The 17,257-nt window shown below is 73.4% G+C and carries 17 protein-coding genes; 9 read left to right on the top strand and 8 right to left on the bottom strand.

Going from position 1 to position 17,257, the window contains the following annotated elements; genetic code table 11:
* Positions 1–219: 219 nt before the first annotated feature.
* From IG64_RS21205 to zapE, 4 genes are all read right to left on the bottom strand, one after another.
* On the bottom strand, positions 220–1,731 hold the full coding sequence (locus IG64_RS21205; protein WP_037858840.1) for a SulP family inorganic anion transporter: 1,512 nt from the start codon (positions 1,729–1,731) through the stop codon (positions 220–222).
* An 8-nt stretch (positions 1,732–1,739) separates the two neighbouring features.
* Positions 1,740–2,318, bottom strand: coding sequence for a carbonic anhydrase (locus IG64_RS21210; protein WP_037858539.1), 579 nt, complete (start codon positions 2,316–2,318; stop codon positions 1,740–1,742).
* A 90-nt stretch (positions 2,319–2,408) separates the two neighbouring features.
* Entirely contained in the window at positions 2,409–2,798 is a 390-nt protein-coding gene (locus IG64_RS41220; RefSeq protein ID WP_037858542.1) for a hypothetical protein, read from the bottom strand.
* A gap of 257 nt (positions 2,799–3,055) precedes the next feature.
* Positions 3,056–4,168 carry a cell division protein ZapE gene (gene zapE / locus IG64_RS21220; RefSeq protein ID WP_037858543.1) on the bottom strand — a complete coding sequence of 371 codons (1,113 nt, stop codon included), beginning with the start codon at positions 4,166–4,168 and terminating at the stop codon, positions 3,056–3,058.
* 37 nt (positions 4,169–4,205) lie between these two features.
* On the opposite strand from zapE, the gene IG64_RS21225 reads away from it, so the two are divergent.
* The 8 genes from IG64_RS21225 to IG64_RS21260 all read left to right on the top strand — a co-directional run bounded on the left by IG64_RS21225 (position 4,206) and on the right by IG64_RS21260 (position 11,319).
* Positions 4,206–5,033: a pyrimidine reductase family protein gene (locus IG64_RS21225; RefSeq protein WP_037858546.1), complete on the top strand. Its 828-nt coding sequence runs from the start codon at positions 4,206–4,208 to the stop codon at positions 5,031–5,033.
* Between the two features lie 262 nt (positions 5,034–5,295).
* Complete coding sequence (locus IG64_RS21230) at positions 5,296–5,769, top strand: indole-3-glycerol phosphate synthase (RefSeq protein ID WP_199811633.1); 474 nt, start codon at positions 5,296–5,298, stop codon at positions 5,767–5,769.
* Positions 5,770–5,842: 73 nt separating this feature from the next.
* The gene (murC, locus tag IG64_RS21235; protein WP_037858551.1) at positions 5,843–7,234 is read left to right on the top strand and encodes a UDP-N-acetylmuramate--L-alanine ligase; all 1,392 of its coding nucleotides are present in this window, start codon (positions 5,843–5,845) and stop codon (positions 7,232–7,234) included.
* A 19-nt stretch (positions 7,235–7,253) separates the two neighbouring features.
* The gene (gene msrB, locus IG64_RS21240; protein WP_037858553.1) at positions 7,254–7,661 is read left to right on the top strand and encodes a peptide-methionine (R)-S-oxide reductase MsrB; all 408 of its coding nucleotides are present in this window, start codon (positions 7,254–7,256) and stop codon (positions 7,659–7,661) included.
* A 153-nt stretch (positions 7,662–7,814) separates the two neighbouring features.
* Complete coding sequence (locus IG64_RS21245; RefSeq protein WP_037858554.1) at positions 7,815–8,183, top strand: DUF6479 family protein; 369 nt, start codon at positions 7,815–7,817, stop codon at positions 8,181–8,183.
* A gap of 585 nt (positions 8,184–8,768) precedes the next feature.
* Complete coding sequence (locus IG64_RS21250; RefSeq protein WP_078884123.1) at positions 8,769–9,941, top strand: ABC transporter ATP-binding protein; 1,173 nt, start codon at positions 8,769–8,771, stop codon at positions 9,939–9,941.
* A complete protein-coding gene (locus IG64_RS21255; RefSeq protein WP_037858560.1) occupies positions 9,938–10,654 on the top strand; it encodes an ABC transporter permease in 717 nt (238 codons plus the stop codon). The genes IG64_RS21250 and IG64_RS21255 overlap by 4 nt, the downstream gene beginning before the upstream one ends.
* Entirely contained in the window at positions 10,651–11,319 is a 669-nt protein-coding gene (locus IG64_RS21260) for an ABC transporter permease (protein WP_037858563.1), read from the top strand. The genes IG64_RS21255 and IG64_RS21260 overlap by 4 nt, the downstream gene beginning before the upstream one ends.
* Positions 11,320–11,409: 90 nt before the next feature.
* Here the strand turns inward: IG64_RS21260 and IG64_RS21265 are convergent, their stop codons facing one another.
* Genes IG64_RS21265 through IG64_RS21280 form a run of 4 tightly spaced genes read right to left on the bottom strand, consistent with a single transcriptional unit; the run spans position 11,410 to position 15,956 of the window.
* Entirely contained in the window at positions 11,410–12,018 is a 609-nt protein-coding gene (locus IG64_RS21265) for a GTP-binding protein (RefSeq protein WP_037858565.1), read from the bottom strand.
* The gene (locus tag IG64_RS21270) at positions 12,005–12,421 is read right to left on the bottom strand and encodes a DUF742 domain-containing protein (protein WP_037858567.1); all 417 of its coding nucleotides are present in this window, start codon (positions 12,419–12,421) and stop codon (positions 12,005–12,007) included. The genes IG64_RS21265 and IG64_RS21270 overlap by 14 nt, the downstream gene beginning before the upstream one ends.
* Before the next feature lie 35 nt (positions 12,422–12,456).
* Positions 12,457–12,933 carry a roadblock/LC7 domain-containing protein gene (locus IG64_RS21275; RefSeq protein ID WP_037858571.1) on the bottom strand — a complete coding sequence of 159 codons (477 nt, stop codon included), beginning with the start codon at positions 12,931–12,933 and terminating at the stop codon, positions 12,457–12,459.
* Positions 12,930–15,956: a sensor histidine kinase gene (locus IG64_RS21280; protein WP_037858574.1), complete on the bottom strand. Its 3,027-nt coding sequence runs from the start codon at positions 15,954–15,956 to the stop codon at positions 12,930–12,932. The genes IG64_RS21275 and IG64_RS21280 overlap by 4 nt, the downstream gene beginning before the upstream one ends.
* Before the next feature lie 338 nt (positions 15,957–16,294).
* Here IG64_RS21280 and IG64_RS21285 point away from each other — a divergent pair, with 338 nt between their 5' ends.
* Positions 16,295–17,257, top strand: coding sequence for an ABC transporter substrate-binding protein (locus IG64_RS21285; RefSeq protein ID WP_037858575.1), 963 nt, complete (start codon positions 16,295–16,297; stop codon positions 17,255–17,257).

Consider the following 17,257-nt stretch of genomic DNA (forward strand, 5'->3'; position numbering starts at 1 on the left):
ATGCCCGCCCCGAGAACACGGTCGAGTCCCCGCCGGGGACGGCCGGCCGGGCAGCGGGCAAGGGCGGCCGGACGACGGGCGGGCGGGGCGGCCCGGTCGGCCCGGCGGGGCGGGCGGCCCGCGTCGCCGTCCGCCCTGGCGCCGGCTCGCCGCCGTCGCCCCGCGTCACTGCGCCGCGCCGCCCGCCCCGCCGTCCTCACCGCGCCGGCGGTCCTGCCGTCAAGGCGCCGGCGCCAGCAGTCTCACCGGCTCCGTCTCCGCCGTGCTGTGGCGTTCGGCCCAGGTCTCCAGGGCCGTGCGGCAGGCGTGGTCGAGGTGGTGCAGGCCGGCGAGGTGCAGTTCGACCGGGCGGTCCCGGGGGAGGGACTCCAGGCTGTCGAGGATCCTCGGCAGCCGCAGGAACGTCGCGTTGCCCGTCAGGTACGCCTGGACCGGGCCCGCGCCCTTGTCGACGACGTCCAGCTTCACGTGGGAGGCCTCCCAGGCGGTCTTGACGACCGAGAGGGCCAGCCCGATCAGCACGCCCTCGAACATGTTCAGCACGACGATGGACACGGCCGTCGCCACCAGGACCAGCACCTCGCCCCGGTGCGTGCGCCACAGCGAGGCCACCTGGCGGAAGGGGATCAGCTTCCAGCCCGCGTGCACGAGGATGCCGGCGAGCGCGGGCAGCGGTATGAGCGCCAGCGCGGACGGCAGCAGCGCCGCGAACAGCAGCAGCCACACCCCGTGCAGCACCCGGGACGCCTTGGTGCGCGCACCGGCCCGCACGTTGGCCGAACTGCGGACGATCACGGCGGTCATCGGCAGCGCGCCGAGCAGCCCGCACACGCAGTTGCCCGCGCCCTGGGCCATCAGTTCCCTGTCGTACCGGGTGCGCGGTCCGTCGTGCAGCCGGTCCACGGCCGCCGCGCTGAACAGGCTCTCCGCCGAGGCGATGAGCGTGAAGGCGAGGACGGTTCCGTAGACCGCGGGGCCGGCCAGTTCGCCGAAGGCCCCGGCGCCGGGCGGCTGGACCGCGTCGAACAGGCCCTGGACCCGGACCGTGGCGACGGGCAGGCCGGACGCGAGGGAGACGAGCGTGGCCAGGACCACCGCGACCAGGGCGCCCGGGACGGCGCGCACGCCCGTCCACAGCCGCCGCGCCGCCCCGCCGGCCCGGGTGCGGTCCGGCAGGCGCGTCCACAGCACCAGCACGGCGACGGTGCCCGCGCCGAGTGCGAGGGAGGCCGCCGCCCCGGTACTGCCCAGGGCGCCGACGAGCGCTCCCGGCAGCCCGGTGATCTTGTCGAGGCCGGCGGCCGGGGCCTTCAGCCCGGCCGCCGTGTAGAGCTGACCGGCGATGAGCACGAGCCCGATGCCGGCCAGCATCCCCTCGACCACGGAGACCGAGATGGCCCGGAACCAGCGCCCGAGCCGCAGCGCGCCCATGGCGAGCTGGAGCAGCCCCGCGCACAGCACGATCACGCCCAGCACGGGCAGCCCGAACTCGCGGACGGCCTCGAACACGAGCACGGTCAGTCCGGCGGCCGGCCCGGACACCTGCAGACTGCTGCCCGGCAGGAATCCGGTGACCAGACCGCCCACGATGCCCGTGACGAGGCCGAGTTCGGCCGGTACGCCCGAGGCGACGGCCACGCCGACGCACAGCGGCAGCGCGACGAGGAAGACGACGAGGGAGGCGGTGAAGTCCTGCCGGAGGAAGGGGAACCTGGATATCGCGGTCTTCACGGCGGCGCTCACAGGGCCGTGAAGGTGTCGGTCCGCGGCCGGTGCGCGAGGACGGCACCGGTGTGCACCTCGTAGTACCAGGCGTGCAGGGACACGGTCCCGTCGGCCAGCCCGCGCGCGACGCACGGGTACGAGCGCAGCCGCAGCAGCTGCGTGAGGACATGGCTCTGGACGCCCTCGGCGACGCACGGGTCCTCGGCCGGTCCCGTCGGCGGGGGTGTGGCGCCCGCCAGCCAGTCGCGCACCGCGGGGACGGCGTCGAGGTCGTCACCGCGGACCAGGGCGCCGACGGCGCCGCAGTGCGAGTGACCGCAGACCACGACGTCCCGCACGCCGAGCACCTGCACGGCGTACTCGACGGTGGCGGCCTCGCCGGTGGGACGGGCCGGGTCGTACGGCGGCACGATGTTGCCCGCGGTGCGCAGCTCGAAGAGCTGGCCGGGGCGCGCGCCGGTGATGAGGGCCGGGACGACCCGTGAGTCGGAGCAGGTGATGAACAGGACCTGGGGGGACTGGCCCGCGGCGAGTTCGGCGAACTCCTCGGGGCGCTGTCCGAACGTACGGGCGTTGTCGATGAGCGGCTGCATGTGCGGTGACTCCTCCTGGCGCGCCGCGCGGGCGCGTCGGACTGACACGACAGAGGTGGGGGGTGTGCGCGAGGGAGACGGGTGCGCGGTTCAGCAGCGGAAGACCTGGAGCGCGGCCGGGGTGGCGCCGGTCAGGGGTCTTGGCGGGCGGGCGGACGGGACGACGCCGGGCCCGGCCGCTTCGTGGGCGGCGGCGGGCCGCTGTCCGCGGGCCGGGGGGTGCGGGGGGCCGGCGGTCCGGTGACAGGCGCGGGCGCGCACCGGTCCGGCCGGGTCATGGGCCGGGGCGCGCTCGCGCGGGGCGGCGCGCTCCTCCTGCTGCGACGCGCCGAGCGGGGTGCCGCCGGGCTGCGCCGCGGCCCCGGCGTGGTGCCCTGCCTGCGCGGATGCCAGGGGGGCGGCCGGTGCGGCGAGGACGAGGGCGAGCAGGGCGGCGGTGAGGAGCGCGAGTGCGGCACGGGCCGCCGGGCCTCGGAACATGCGCCTCCCTCCGCACCGCACGTAGCTCTAGAACACACCAAGGATTGGTCAATGGATGGTCAAGAAGCACGATAACCCGGCATGGCTTTCCGCTGGGTTAACGCCGTGTTACGGCGCGTAAGGCGCCCGAAAAGTGTGCTGGTGTTGGCGCGAACCGGACGCCGGCGTGCGGTGATGCCGCCCGGATGTTCGGACAGGTCGCCCGTGAGTTCGAGTAAAGGCCACCGCTCGGCCGGTGCCGGCCGCGGCTGGCCGGGTCAGGCGGTCTCGACCAGGCCCTTGGCGTCGCGGGCGAGGGCGGTGAGCCGGGATATCGCGCGGAAGTACTTCTTGCGGTAGCCGCCGTTCAGCATCTCCTCGCTGAACAGCCGGTCGAACGGCAGGCCGGAGGCCAGGACCGGCACCTCACGGTCGTAGAGCCGGTCCGCGAGCACGACGAGCCGCAGCGCGGTCGACTGGTCGGGCACCGGCCCCACCCCGGTCAGGCACACGGCCCCCAGACCGTCGGTCAGCGCACCGTAGCGGCTCGGGTGCACCCTGGCCAGGTGCTCCAGGAGCTGGGCGAAGTCGTCGAGCGAGGCGTTCTCGGTGGTGTGCGCCGCCTTCGTGACCTGCTCGTCGGAGAAGGGCGCGGGAGCCTCGGGCAGACCCCGGTGGCGGTAGTCCTCGCCGTCGATGCGCAGGGTACGGAAGTGCGCCGACAGGCCCTGGATCTCGCGCAGGAAGTCGGCGGCGGCGAAGCGGCCCTCGCCGAGCTTGCCCGGCAGCGTGTTGGAGGTGGCGGCGAGCGCGACCCCCGCCTCGACCAGGCGGCCGAGCAGGGTGGACACGAGCACCGTGTCGCCGGGGTCGTCCAGCTCGAACTCGTCGATGCACAGCAGCCGGTGCCCGGAGAGCGTCTGGACCGTCTTCTGGAAGCCCAGGGCGCCCACCAGGTTGGTCAGCTCCACGAACGTGCCGAACGCCTTGAGCGCGGGCTCGGCCTCGGTGGCGTGCCACAGGGAGGCGAGCAGGTGCGTCTTGCCGACGCCGTAACCGCCGTCCAGGTAGACGCCGCGCGGTGCGGCCGGGGTCTTCGGCGTCTTGCTCCGGGCCCTGCCGAAGCCGAAGAGGCCGCGCCGGGCGGAACCGGCGCCGGGCGCGCCGCCGAGTCCGGCGGCGAACTCCTCCAGGACGTGCACCGCCTCCGTCTGGCTCGGCTGCTTCGGGTCCGGGATGTACGTCGCGAAGCGCACCGAGTCGAACCGCGGCGGCGGCACCATCTCGGCGACCAGCCGGTCCGCCGGGACGTGCGGCTCGCGGGCGCACAGGGAGAGCGGGGCGGCACCGGTCACGGGGGTGGGCCGGGAGGCGGCTGTGGAGGACGACACGGTTCCCCATGGTAAGCCGCGTGGAACACTGCACGGCATGCGACGCCTGTTCCCTGTGACCGACGAAACAGCAGCCCAGACCTCGCGCGGGGCCGCCGGGGCCGGCGGTGAGCGCGTGAGCGCCGCCCTCGCGGACCGGGAGTGGACCCTCGCCGAGCTGGCCGAGGCCTACGCCTATCCCGAGCCCGCGGCCGGCGGCCGGGAGCCCTGGCTGCGGGCCAACATGGTCTCCACGCTCGACGGGGCGGCGCAGCACGAGGGCCGTTCGCAGCCCATCTCCGGCGCCGCCGACATGCGGATCTTCGGCACGCTGCGGGCGCTGGCCGACGTGGTGGTGGTCGGCGCCGAGACGGTACGGCAGGAGGGGTACCGTCCGGCCCGCGCGCGCGGGGAGTTCGCGGCCGTGCGGGCGGCGGCCGGGCAGGGGCCGGCCCCGGCGATCGCGGTCGTCACCGCCGGTCTGGAGCTGGACTTCTCCCTGCCGCTGTTCACCTCGCCCCTGGTGCCCACGCTGATCCTCACGGGCGCCGCCGCGGCTCCCGACCGGATCGCGGCGGCCGAGCGGGCGGGGGCGCGCGTGGTGACCGCGGGCGACGGCGTGGGCATCGACCCCCCGCGTGCGGTGCGGGCGCTGGCCGGACTGGGCCACACCCGTCTGCTGACCGAGGGCGGTCCGCGTCTGCTCGGGCAGATGGTGGCCTCCGGGGTCCTGGACGAGCTGTGCCTGACCGTCTCGCCGACGCTGACCGCGGGCGACGCCCAGCGCATCGCGGGCGGCCCCCCGGTCGCCGTCCCGCACCGTTTCGCCCTGGCCTCCCTGCTGGAGGAGGAGGGGTTCCTGTTCAGCCGCTACCAGCGGGTGTGACGACCGGGCGCCGGTCCGCCCCGGGCGTGACGAGGAGGCGCCGCCCCCGTCACTTCCGCCCCGGGACCTCCCGGCCGGGGCCGGCCGGGAGGTCCCGGCGTCGCCCGAAAGCGGAATTGGTAATTCCGTTCAGGTGGTGGCAGCGGGAGGAATTCCGGCGATACCCGTGCGATCACAGGGCAGGATGGTTTCTGCGGGGGCTGTTTCCGGCCCACACGGAGGTAGCGAGAGGGCGCGGCCCTCACACGAGAAAGGGCGTCTGGTGTTCACAAGCGTACTGATGATCGAGAAGGCCCTGACGTCCGCCGACGTGGAGTTCGTCACGACGTTGCACGGGGAGGAGGCGGTCCGCTTCGAGGTGCTGCTCCAGCCGCGCGGGGACCAGGCGGACCGGCTGCTGCGGGCCATCGACGACATCGCCCTCGGCGAGATCGACGAGGCCGCGCGCGAGGGCGGGACACCCGAGGGCGAGGCCGCCAAGGGCGAGGGCGAACAGGCCCTGGACGTCTCCCTCAGGGCGCTGCGCGCCGCCGGTGCCGACGCCGAGGGCCGGCTCGTCGAGAACCACCCGCTGGACGCCCTCAGATCCCTGGTCGCCCAGGCCGGGGCGGACGAGGTGATCGTGCTGACCGACCCGCACTACGTGGAGGAGTTCTTCCACCGCGACTGGGCCTCGCGGGCCCGCCACAAGGTCGGCGTGCCGGTCCTGAAGCTCTTCTCCCACAGCAAGGCATAGGCTGGGGCGGCGCCCGCGCCCGCGGTGCGCCGCACGCCCGTACCGACGCCGCACCACCTGGGGAGAACAGCGCATGGCACCCGGCCTTCCTACCGCCATGGACCGACCGCACTTCATCGGCATCGGCGGCGCCGGGATGTCGGGCATCGCCAAGATCCTCGCGCAGCGCGGCGCCCGGGTGGCCGGCAGCGACGCCAAGGAGTCGGCGACCGCCGGGGCGCTGCGCGCGCTGGGCGTCACCGTGCACATCGGGCACGCGGCGGACCACCTCGCCGCCGACGCGACCTGCGTCGTCGTCTCCTCGGCGATCCGCGCGGACAACCCGGAGCTGGTCCGGGCGGCCGAACTGGGCATCCCGGCCGTCCACCGCTCGGACGCCCTGGCCGCCCTGATGGACGGCCTGCGCCCGATCGCGGTGGCCGGCACCCACGGCAAGACCACCACCACCTCGATGCTGGCGGTCTGCCTGACCGAGCTGGGCCTGGAACCGTCGTACGCCATCGGCGGCGACCTGGACGCCCCCGGTTCCAACGCGCTGCACGGCGAGGGCGACATCTTCGTCGCCGAGGCGGACGAATCGGACCGCAGCTTCCACAAGTACGCGCCCGAGGTCGCCATCGTCCTCAACGTCGAACTGGACCACCACGCCAACTACGCCTCGATCGACGAGATCTACGAGTCCTTCGAGACCTTCGCCGGGAAGATCGTCCCCGGCGGCACGCTGGTGATCGCCGCCGACCACGAGGGCGCGCGCGAGCTGACCCGGCGCCTGGCCGGATCGGTGCGGACGGTGACGTACGGCGAGTCCGCCGACGCCGACGTGCGCATCCTGTCCGTGGTGCCGCAGGGCCTCAAGAGCGAGGTCACCGTCGTGCTGGACGGCACCGAGCTGACCTTCACGGTCTCCGTGCCCGGCCGCCACTACGCCCACAACGCCGTCGCCGCGCTCGCCGCCGGCGCGGCCCTCGGCATCCCGGCCGCCGAACTGGCCCCCGCCCTGGCCGCCTACACCGGCGTCAAGCGGCGCCTCCAGCTCAAGGGCGAGGCCGCCGGCGTCCAGGTGATCGACTCCTACGCCCACCACCCCACCGAGATGACCGCCGACCTGGAGGCGATGCGCGCCGCCGCGGGCGACGCCCGGATCCTGGTCGTCTTCCAGCCGCACCTCTTCTCCCGCACCCAGGAACTGGGCAAGGAGATGGGCCAGTCGCTCGCCCTCGCCGACGCCTCCGTCGTCCTGGACATCTACCCGGCCCGCGAGGACCCCGTCCCGGGCGTCACCAGCGAACTGATCATCGCCTCCGCCCGGGCCGCCGGCGCCGACGTCACCGCGGTCCACGACAAGACCGAGATCCCCGACGTGATCGCGGGAATGGCCAAGCCCGGTGATCTCGTTCTCACCATGGGCGCGGGCGACGTCACCGACCTCGGGCCGCGCATCCTGGACCGACTGCAGCAGAACTGAGCGAAGGGGCTGAGGGCTCATGGCGTACGACGTGGACAAGCCGGACGAGCAGTGGCGTGAGGAGCTGAACCCGGCCGAGTACGCCGTGCTGCGCCAGGCCGCGACGGAGCCCGCCTTCACCGGCGAGTACACCGACACCAAGACCAGGGGTGTCTACTCCTGCCGGGCCTGCGGCGCGGAGCTGTTCACCTCCGACACCAAGTTCGAGTCCCACTGCGGCTGGCCGTCCTTCTACGACCCGAAGGACACCGACGCGGTGGAACTCCTCCAGGACCGTTCGCACGGGATGGTGCGCACCGAGGTGCGCTGCGCCCGCTGCGGGTCGCATCTCGGGCACGTGTTCGAGGGTGAGGGGTACCCCACCCCGACCGACCAGCGGTACTGCATCAACAGCATCTCGCTGCGGCTGACGCCCGCCGAGGGCTGAGCCGGGGCCGGGCGGAAGGCGCCGTCCCGGGCGGCGCTTTGCGGTGGCCTGCCGTGGTGGGACAATGGCCACGGTGGGACAATATGGGACATTGGTGGCGTCGTCGGCGCCACCGGTTGTTTCGCCGCATCTCCGCAGAGGCGGGTGGAAGACATGGGCACAGCGTCCAACGTCGTACTGGCCATGGCTCCGCACGTGTGGGCCACGCTCGGTGCCTTCATCGGCGGGCTCGTCATCGTGGTGGCGCTCGTCTGGGCCGTCAGCATGGGCATCGGTGTGATGCGCCGCGAGCCGGATCGGCCCGAGACGTCCGAACAGCCGCACCTGCCGGTCACCGGCGCCGTCGAGGAGATCAGCGAGAGGCGCGAGCCCGACGAGGTGCACTGCGGCGACGACGGCAAGCGGCTCCTGCCGCACGAGCTGCACGCCGCGAGCACCCGGCGCAGCCAGGACCAGCACCGCAGCCGCTGGGCTCCGGGCAGCAGCGGATCCTTCGGCAGCGGGGGACCCGGCCGTACCTGACCGGGCCTGCCGGCCGCGCCGTCCACGCGTCCGTACGCAACACACGCGCGCCGTGCCGAACGGCGCGCGTGACACGTCCGGCCGGCGGCGCACATGCCGCACACGGCGCCGCGTGCGTACACCGGGCCGGCGAGCGGGTGCCGCACTCCTACCATGGCCTTCGCGCAGCGTGCCGGTAGGCGCGGCCGTGTACGTGCACCGGGTCGGAGAGGCGGGTGCCGTACCCGTACCACGGGCTCCGTGTACCGCGCCGGTACGCGGGCGGTGCGTGCACCGGGTCGGGCGAGCACGCGCCGCACCCGTGGCGCGGGCCTCCACGCACCGCGTCCCGGGCGGGTTCATCCCGTGACCGGGCGGGCGCGCCCGGTGCACCGTCACCACCTCGCACCGCACCCGGTGTGACGGCCGAAGCCGCCGCGCCGGGTGCGGTGTCGTGCCCGGCGCGGCGGCCCCTCGACGGCCGCGCCCCGCACGGGTGCTGCAATCCTGCCGCAATCACGGGCGTCTAGACTCTCTCCGCAACGGCCCGCGCGACCGTGGCCGAGAGCGGGCAGCTACTGCCAGACCCGAAGGGTATGCGGCGTTTTGATACGCATAGATTCAGTCACCAAGCGGTATCCGGACGGCACGGTGGCTGTCGACCGGCTCTCGCTGGAGATACCGGACCGCTCGATCACCGTTCTCGTCGGGCCGTCCGGCTGCGGCAAGACCACCACCCTGCGCATGATCAACCGCATGGTCGAGCCGAGCGAGGGCCGCATCCTCCTCGACGGCGCCGACGTCAAGGAACAGCCCGTCAACACCCTGCGCCGGTCGATGGGTTACGTCATCCAGAACGCCGGGCTCTTCCAGCACCGCACCATCGTCGACAACATCGCCACCGTGCCCCGGCTGCTGGGCTGGGGCAAGCAGAAGTCCCGTGCGCGCGCGGTGGAGTTGATGGAGCGCGTCGGCCTCGACCCCGCCCTCGCCAAGCGCTACCCCTACCAGCTGTCGGGCGGCCAGCAGCAACGCGTCGGCGTGGCGCGGGCGCTCGCCGCGGACCCGCCGGTGCTGCTCATGGACGAGCCGTTCTCCGCCGTGGACCCGGTGGTGCGCAAGGGCCTCCAGGAGGAGCTGCTGCGCATCCAGGACGAGCTGGGCAAGACCATCGTCTTCGTCACCCACGACATCGACGAGGCCATCAGGCTGGGCACCATGGTCGCGGTGCTGCGCACCGGCGGCCGGCTCGCCCAGTACGCCCCGCCCGCCGAGCTGCTGACCCACCCCGCCGACGCCTTCGTCGAGGACTTCCTCGGCACCGACCGAGGCATCCGCCGGCTGTCCTTCTTCGGCACCGCGGAACTGGAACTGCTCACCTCGCCGATCGTCGCCGTGGACTCCACCGCCGAGCAGATCGCCGCCCGCGCGAGGGCCGACGTGCCCTACCTCCTCGTCACCGGCCTCGACGGCCGCCCGCTCGGCTGGAGCGAGCCCGGCGACCTGACGGGCGGCCGGATCGACCCGGCCCGGCTGCTGCCCCACGGGCGGCCCTTCGTGCGGGGCGGCGAGTCCCTGCGCGCCGCCCTGGACTGCGCCGTGCTCTCGCCGACCGGCTGGGCGGTCGGCGTGGACGACACCGGCCGCGCGGTCGGCGTGGTCTCGCAGCAGACCATCGGCGCGGCCATCCGCGCCGCGCACGCCGGGGGCCCTGCGAACGCAGAAGGGCGCACGGAGGCCGGCGAGCACGCCGGCGCGGACGCCAAGGCCGTCCGGTGAACCGCTTCTTCGACCTGCCGAGCGACCTCCAGCACAGCTGGTTCGGCCTGATCGGACTGCACCTGCGCGAGGCGCTGCTGCCCGTCCTCGCGGGCCTCGTCGCCTCCCTGCCGATCGCCCAGCTGTGTGTGCGCTTCCGCTGGCTCTACCCGCCGGTGCTCGGCCTGACGACGGTGCTGTACGCCGTCCCGTCCCTGGCCTTCATCGTCTTCCTCATCGACTACACCGGCCAGACCGAGCTGACCGTCATGATCCCGCTGGCCGTCTACAGCCTGGTCGTGCTCGTCCCGGCCATCGTCGACGGCGTCCGCGCGGTGCCGCAGGAGACGCTGGCCGCCGCCACCGCCCTGGGACTGGGTCCCGTACGGCGTTATTTCCAGGTGCAGTTGCCGATCGCGGTGCCCGCCGTCTTCGCCGGGCTGCGCGTGGCCACCGTGTCCAGCATCTCCCTGGTCAGCGTCGGCATGCTCATCGGCAACCAGGGCGCCCTCGGCAACCTGCTCAACGACGCGAACATCTACCACCGGCCCGAGCTGGCGGTGAACTCCGTGGTCACCACCGCCGTCCTGGCCATCCTCGTCGACGCGGTGCTGGTCGGCGTACGGTTCCTGCTGACCCCGTGGATGCCGCGCGGCACCAGCCGCCGCGGGCCCCGGACCGCCGAGGAGCGGCCGGAGCCGGCCGTGTCCGTACGGGAGGACGCCGCCCGGTGAACGTACTGCACTTCGTCAACGCCTTCTTCAGCGACAGCGCCCACTGGCACGGCTACGACGGCATCCCCACGCGCCTGGCCGAGCACCTGCGCTACTGCCTGATCGCGCTCGGCGTCGCCGCCGCCATCGGGCTGCCGGTCGGCCTGGTCACCGGGCACTACGGGCGCGGCGGCAACGTCCTCGCGTTCCTGGCCACCGCCGGACGGGCGCTGCCCAGTTTCGGCCTGCTGGTGCTGATGACCACGCTGGCCGGCTTCGGCCTGGTCCCCGTCATGGTCCCGCTGGTCGTCCTCGCCGTCCCGCCGATCCTGGTGACCACCTACGAGTCGATGCGCTCGGTCGACCCGTCGCCGGTGGACGCGGCGCGGGGCATGGGCATGCAGGAGTCGCGGATCCTCTTCCGTGTCGAACTGCCGGTCGCGCTCCCGCTGATCCTCAGCGGCCTGCGCTCGGGCGCCATCCAGATCGTCTCCACGGCGACCATCGCCGCCTACGTCGGCATCGGCGGCCTCGGCCGCTACGTCATCGACGGTCTCTACCAGCGCAACTACGAGAAAGTGGTGGGCGGCGCCAGCCTGGTCGCGGCGCTGGCGCTCGCCACGCTGCTGCTGTTCTGGGCCGCGGCCCGGCTCACGGTGTCCCGGGGCGTGCGGCGCGGTACCTGACGGAGCCGACCGGGCGGGCCGTGCCACGACCCGCCCGGTCACCTCGCGTCAGCGTGCCGGCCGGTGAGGCGGTCGCCCCGGTGTCTGGGGTCACGCCTCGGTCCGGGCCAGCGCCAGCTCCAGTACGACCAGCAGCGCGTCGCGCACCGAGCCGCGTTCCCGTGCGTCGAAGACGACCACCGGGACGTGCTCGGAGACGTCGAGCGCCCAGCGGACCTCCTCCATGGAGTGGTCCACCCGCCCGTCGAAGGCGTTGAGCGCCACCGCGAACGGGATCCGCCGGTGCTCGAAGTAGTCGACGGCCGCGTAGCAGTCGTCCAGACGGCGGGTGTCGACGATGACGAGTCCGCCGACCGCGCCCTCCACGATGTCGTCCCACATGAAGCCGAACCGTTCCTGGCCGGGTGTGCCGAACAGGTACAGCTTCAGCGTCGGGTCGATGGTGATGCACCCGAAGTCCATGGCGACCGTGGTGGTCGTCTTGCGCGGGGTGTGGGTGAGGTCGTCGACGCCCGCGGCGACCTCGGTGATGGCCGCTTCGGTGGTCAGCGGCTCGATCTCGGAGATGGAGCCGACCGCGGTGGTCTTCCCCACGCCGAAGCCGCCCGCGATCACCATCTTGACCGGCAGCGGCGGCCGCACGGCGCTCTGGCCGGCCGCCGCGGCGGTGCCGCGGGCGAGTTGTTCAGTCGGTGTCACGGAGTACTCCCCGGGAGTCGGGGATGGCCCGCAGGCCATCGATAACCCTGCGCAGGACGGAGGCGTCGTGGATCACGCCGGAGTCGGGCACGTGCACCGTCAGCTGCCCCGCGGCGCGCAGGTCCTCGGTGAGGACCCGCACCACGTTGAGGTGCAGCCGCAGCCGGGCCGCGAGTTCCGCGACGGACAGCGGCAGGCGGCAGGCGGCGATGATGTCGTGCTGCTCGAAGGAGAGACCGCCCAGCGCCGCGAGCCCGGCGGCGGTGGCCACCACCTGGGTCTCCACGGGCACCGGCCGGCCGGAGGCGGTGGGCGCCACCCGGCCGGCCGTGACCAGGAACGGGCGCACGGCGGGGGCGGGGCCCACCGGGTCTCCTCCCGGGGGCGGGGAGCCGTCCGCCATGGGTTCTTCTTCCTTCCTCGACCGGCGGTGACCGGTCAGCGCGCCGAGGCGGCGCCGACGTTGTTCTTCAGTTCGAGGACGAGCTGCGGGCTGAGCGCGGCACCGGCGCGGTTGGCGAACAGCGTCATCTCGTAGGCGATGTTGCCGAGCTTGGCCTCCTTGTCGGTGACCACGCCGAGCACCGCGCCGCTGCCGATCGCGGACACCAGGACGTGACCGCCCTCCAGGTCGATGATGACCTTGTTGAGCGCACCGAGGCGGTAGTTGCCGGAGGCGCCGGCGGCCAGGCTGGTGATGCCGGAGACGATCGCGGCCAGCCGCTCGGAGTCGGCGTGCTCGCGCAACTGCGAGACGGCGATCAGCAGTCCGTCGGAGGAGACGGCGATGGCGTCGACGACACCGGCGGTCTCGGTCGCGAAGCGGTTCAGCAGCCAGGTGAAGTCGGCTGCGGCGGCCCGCAGATCGGTCGGCGTGGTGCCTCCCGTCGGAGTGTCACCTGTCGACGTGCTCACTGCTCGGCTCCTTCCGGGAGGTCGTTCTGGTACTGCGAGTCGGGGGTGTCGGGGGTGGTGGGGCGTGGGGCGGTCGGTTCCCCGGTGGTCGGGTGCGCGGTGGCGGCCGGGGTGGTCCGGGCGCCCGCGCGGGGGCCGGTACGGCTGTCCGGGGCGGGGTCGGCGGGCTCGGCGGGGCCGTTCGGGCCGCCGGCGGGCGGTGGGTCCGCGGGGGTCCCGCCCGGGACGCGGGCGGGGGTGCCGGCGGGACGGGCGCCGGTGTCGCGGTGGGCGCGCTCCACGGCGGCCTCGAACTCCTCCAGGGCGGACCGCACGGCGTCGGCGTCGGCGGGCCGTGCGCTCTCGCGGGCGCTCGGGGAGGGGCCGCCGGCGGCGCGCAGGGTCGCGCCGCGCACCCGCCGGCGCAGCGGACGGGAGGCCGGCGCCTGACCGGGCCCCGCCTGACCCGGCACCGTCCGGCCGGACGCCGCTTGCGCCGGGTCGGTCTCCTTGCGGGCCCGGGGGATGAACGGGGTCCGCCCCGCGGGCGGCCCGACGGCGGGTTGCGAGCCTGGGGCCGATGCCGATGCCGATGTCGATGCCGATTCCGATGCCGGGCGAGCGGTCTGGTCCCGGACTGCGGCCGGTTCGGGGTCTGCGGCCTGATCCCGGCGTCCGGCGGGTTGCTCGCGTGCGGCCTGTTCCGGGCTTACGGCCGGTTCCGGGCGTGTGGTCCGTTCCGGGCGTTCGTCCGGTTCCCGGACCGCGGCTGTTCCTGGATTCGTGGCCGTGTCCGGGGCTCCGGCCGGTTCCGGCCCCTCGGTCGTCTCCGCGTCGGACGCGGCGGGAGACGTCTCGCGCCGGGGGAGGCGGCGGGGGAGCGCGCCGGGTTCGTCGCCGGTGTCCGCGGCGGGCTCCGGTACCACGGCGGTGGACGGTCTCGGCCCGGTGGTCTCGACGGCGCCGGCGCCCGGGGACCCGGCCGCGGCCTCGCCGCCGGTTCCGTTCCGCTCCGCCGCCGTCGCCTCGCTCGCGGCCCGGTCCGCCGGAGCGTCGCCGCCGGAGGCCGCCGCCCCCGGGGGCAGCAGCAGGGCGGAGGGGATCGTGACCTCGGCCGTGACACCGCCGCCCGCCGTGCGGGTGAGGGTGACCCCGACCTCCCAGCGACGGGCCAGCGTGCCCACCACGAACAGGCCGAGCACCTTCGTCGGCACCACGTCGAGGCGTTCGCGGCGGATCAGGCGGGCGTTCTCCTCGGCGAGGCGTTCGGCGCTCATGCCGAGGCCGTGGTCGGTGACCGCGATCGAGGCGCCCTTGGCGTCCGAGCGCACCGTCACCTCGACGGGACTGCCCGCGGGGGAGAACGCCACCGCGTTCTCCAGGAGTTCGGCCACCATCAGCGTGAGGTCGCCGATGACGTCCGGCGCGACCATGATCTCGGTCCCGGCGTACAGCCGGACCCGTTGGTAGCCCTCGATCTGGCCGAGCGCGGCGCGCACCACGTTGGTCAGCGCGGTGGGGCCGGAGTCCAGGACGGCCTCGCGGATGCCGGCCAGCAGCATCAGGCTGTCGGCGTTGCGGCGCAGGCGCACGGCGATGTGGTCGATGGAGTAGAGGCGTTCGAGCAGGGCAGGATCCGTCTCGCCGCGCTCGACGGCGTCGATCAGCGCGAGCTGACGGGTGGTGAGGTTGCTGACCCGCCGGCCGACGTTGCCGAACATCTCGGCGACGTTGCGGCGGCTGAGCACCTGGCGCTCCAGCAGCGCCGCGGCCGTGCTCTGCACCTGGTTGAACGCCGCCGCCAGGTCGCCGATCTCGTCGCGCGCGGTGACGGGCACGTCCTTCAGGCGCGGCGGCCCGCTGTCGTCGGAGTCGTCGTCGGCGACCCGGGCGAGTTCCCGTCCGGTGGCGGCGGACACCTCCTGCGCGGCCCCGGTGAGCGCCTGCACCGGCCGGACCACCGAGCGGCGCACGGCCACCGAGAAGCCGAGCCAGAGGAGGAAGCCGAACAGGGCGGCGGCCAGCAGCCCGGCGGCCCGCCACCACGCGTCGGCCGAGGCGTCGTCGGCCGAGCCGGCGATCTCGCCGATGAGCGAGGAGGCGATCTTCAGCCGGGCGGCGGCCTGTTCGGGATAGGAGGGGTAGTCGCCCAGCGCGTCCTGGAAGGCGCGACGGATCTGGTCCGGGGTGTTCGCCTGCAGACTGCTCGGGTCGATCCGGAGTTCGGCGTACGCCTCGGCGATCCGGCGCTGCGCGGGGGTGTGCTCCATCTCCGCGAGCCGGTCGGCCTGCGCGGCGGTGGCGAACCGGGCGAAGCGGTCGGCCTGGTAGGTGTACAGCTCGTAGGAGCCGACCGCGCCGGTGAACTCGATGAGCGCGTTGGTGTCGCCGGTCGTCGCCGAGAACACGCTGGTCTCGAAGGAGCTGTGCGCGGCGTCGGCGCGCAGCAGGGAGTCCAGCAGGTTGCCGGTGAAGGTGGCCGCCAGGGCCGCGTTCCGGTCGAGGCCGAGACCGTCGATCAGGTTCTTCGCGGCGCCCGTGTAGGCCGGGTCGATGTTGTCGGCGGGCAGGTAGCCCTGCTCCACGGTGTCGCGCAGGCTGCTCAGGCCCTCGATCTCCCTCAGCGCCTGCGCCTCGGTGCCGGGCAGCCGGTCGCCGAAGGCGTGCCGTACCACGGCCACCTGGGCGTCGACCGCCGCCTGCGCCGTGCGGTAGGCGGCGGCGGAGGGCCGGGCGCCGATGCCCTGGGCCTCGTAGCGCACCGAGAGCAGGACGGCCTGCTGGTGCTCGGCCTCCACCCGGTCGACGAGCACCGCGACCTGGGCGCTGTCCCGTACCAGCCGGGCCGCGGCGGCCGCGTCCCTGGCCTGGCCGACCTGGTCGGCGATGAGGTAGGCGAGCAGCAGACCGACCACGGTGAGCGGGACGCCGACCAGGACGTTGAGTTTGCGCCGGAAGGGCCAGCGGTCGGCGAATCCCCCGATGCCACCGGTCCGGGGCGGGGCGGCCTGCCGGGTGGGCGCGTCCACCTCGTTCGTGGACACCGGGCCTCCTTCGAAGGGTGTCTCCACCCAGGACGTACGTGACGACGACGTTGCGCGACGACACCGGTGCGGCCCGTGTACACCGCTGTGACCGACGTCAACCGCCGTGAAATCTACCGTCTCTTCGAAGCCGCGCCCGGCTCGTCCCATGTCAAGAATGCGTTACAAAGCAATCGCTTGCGCTTCACAAGTACCAGGGAAACGAAGCCGATCGGTGACCTGGCTGCTCTTGACTGATCGAGAAGCGGCTGGATTGGATCAGTAAAGTGCGGTGTTCCGCATGCCGTACTCCTTTGTCCCCGCCCTGCCCCACGACTTCCCAACCCGGAACGAGAATCGTGACTTCTTACGCGAAGAGCACCAGGTCCAGCACGAGGCGCGCCGGCGCGGCCACCGTCGCCCTCGCCGCCACCGTCGCACTCCTCGCCGGGTGTTCGTCCTCCGGCGACAAGTCCGGCAGCGACCCGCTCGCGGGCGGCAAGGCGAGCGGTGACAGCGTGGTCGTCGGCTCCAACAACTTCGCCGAGAGCATCCTGCTGGCCGACATCTACGGCGAGGCCCTGAAGGCCAAGGGTGTCAAGGTCACCTACAAGCACAACATCGGCAGCCGCGAGACCACCTACGGTCTGCTCAAGAACGGTTCCGTGACCGTCCTGCCCGAGTACAACGGCGCGCTGCTGGCCTACCTGGACAAGAACGCCGCCCCGAAGACGGTCGCCGCCACGACGGCCGCGATCAACGCCAAGCTCGACCCCAAGCTGACGCTGCTGGAGCCGTCGCCCGCGCAGAACAAGGACTCGGTCACCGTCAACGCCGCGACGGCGGAGAAGTACCGGCTGACCGACAAGTCCTCCATCGCGGACCTCAAGGACGCCGCGAAGGACATCGTCATCGGCGGCTCGCCCGAGTTCCAGACGCGCCGGCAGGGCCTGCTCGGCCTGAAGTCGCTGTACGGGCTGGAGTTCAAGTCCTTCAAGGCGCTGGACGCGGGCGGCCCGCTGACCCAGGCGGCGCTGAAGAAGGACACCGTGCAGGCCGCGGACGTCTTCACCACGGACCCGACCATCGCCAAGGAGAAGTTCGTCGTCCTGCAGGACCCGAAGAACCTCTTCGGGTTCGAGAACGTCCAGCCGCTCGTCTACAAGAGCGGACTCGACCAGAAGGGCGTCGAAGCGCTCAACGCGCTCTCCGCCAAGCTGGACACGGCCACCCTGCTGGACCTCGACACGCAGGTGCAGTCGCAGAACAAGGACCCGCTGGACGTGGCCAAGGCCTGGCTGAAGTCGGCCGGTCTCGTCTGA

Source organism: Streptomyces sp. NRRL S-340, from assembly GCF_000720185.1.
GTDB lineage: Bacteria > Actinomycetota > Actinomycetes > Streptomycetales > Streptomycetaceae > Streptomyces.

What these genes read in the sequence shown, in the direction of transcription:
- IG64_RS21210 (WP_037858539.1), bottom strand. Translation starts at nt 2,318, where the DNA reads ATGCAGCCGCTCATCGACAACGCCCGTACGTTCGGACAGCGCCCCGAG.
- IG64_RS41220 (WP_037858542.1), bottom strand. Translation starts at nt 2,798, where the DNA reads ATGTTCCGAGGCCCGGCGGCCCGTGCCGCACTCGCGCTCCTCACCGCC.
- msrB (WP_037858553.1), top strand. Translation starts at nt 7,254, where the DNA reads ATGGCGTACGACGTGGACAAGCCGGACGAGCAGTGGCGTGAGGAGCTG.
- murC (WP_037858551.1), top strand. Translation starts at nt 5,843, where the DNA reads ATGGCACCCGGCCTTCCTACCGCCATGGACCGACCGCACTTCATCGGC.
- IG64_RS21245 (WP_037858554.1), top strand. Translation starts at nt 7,815, where the DNA reads ATGGGCACAGCGTCCAACGTCGTACTGGCCATGGCTCCGCACGTGTGG.
- IG64_RS21270 (WP_037858567.1), bottom strand. Translation starts at nt 12,421, where the DNA reads ATGGCGGACGGCTCCCCGCCCCCGGGAGGAGACCCGGTGGGCCCCGCC.
- IG64_RS21225 (WP_037858546.1), top strand. Translation starts at nt 4,206, where the DNA reads ATGCGACGCCTGTTCCCTGTGACCGACGAAACAGCAGCCCAGACCTCG.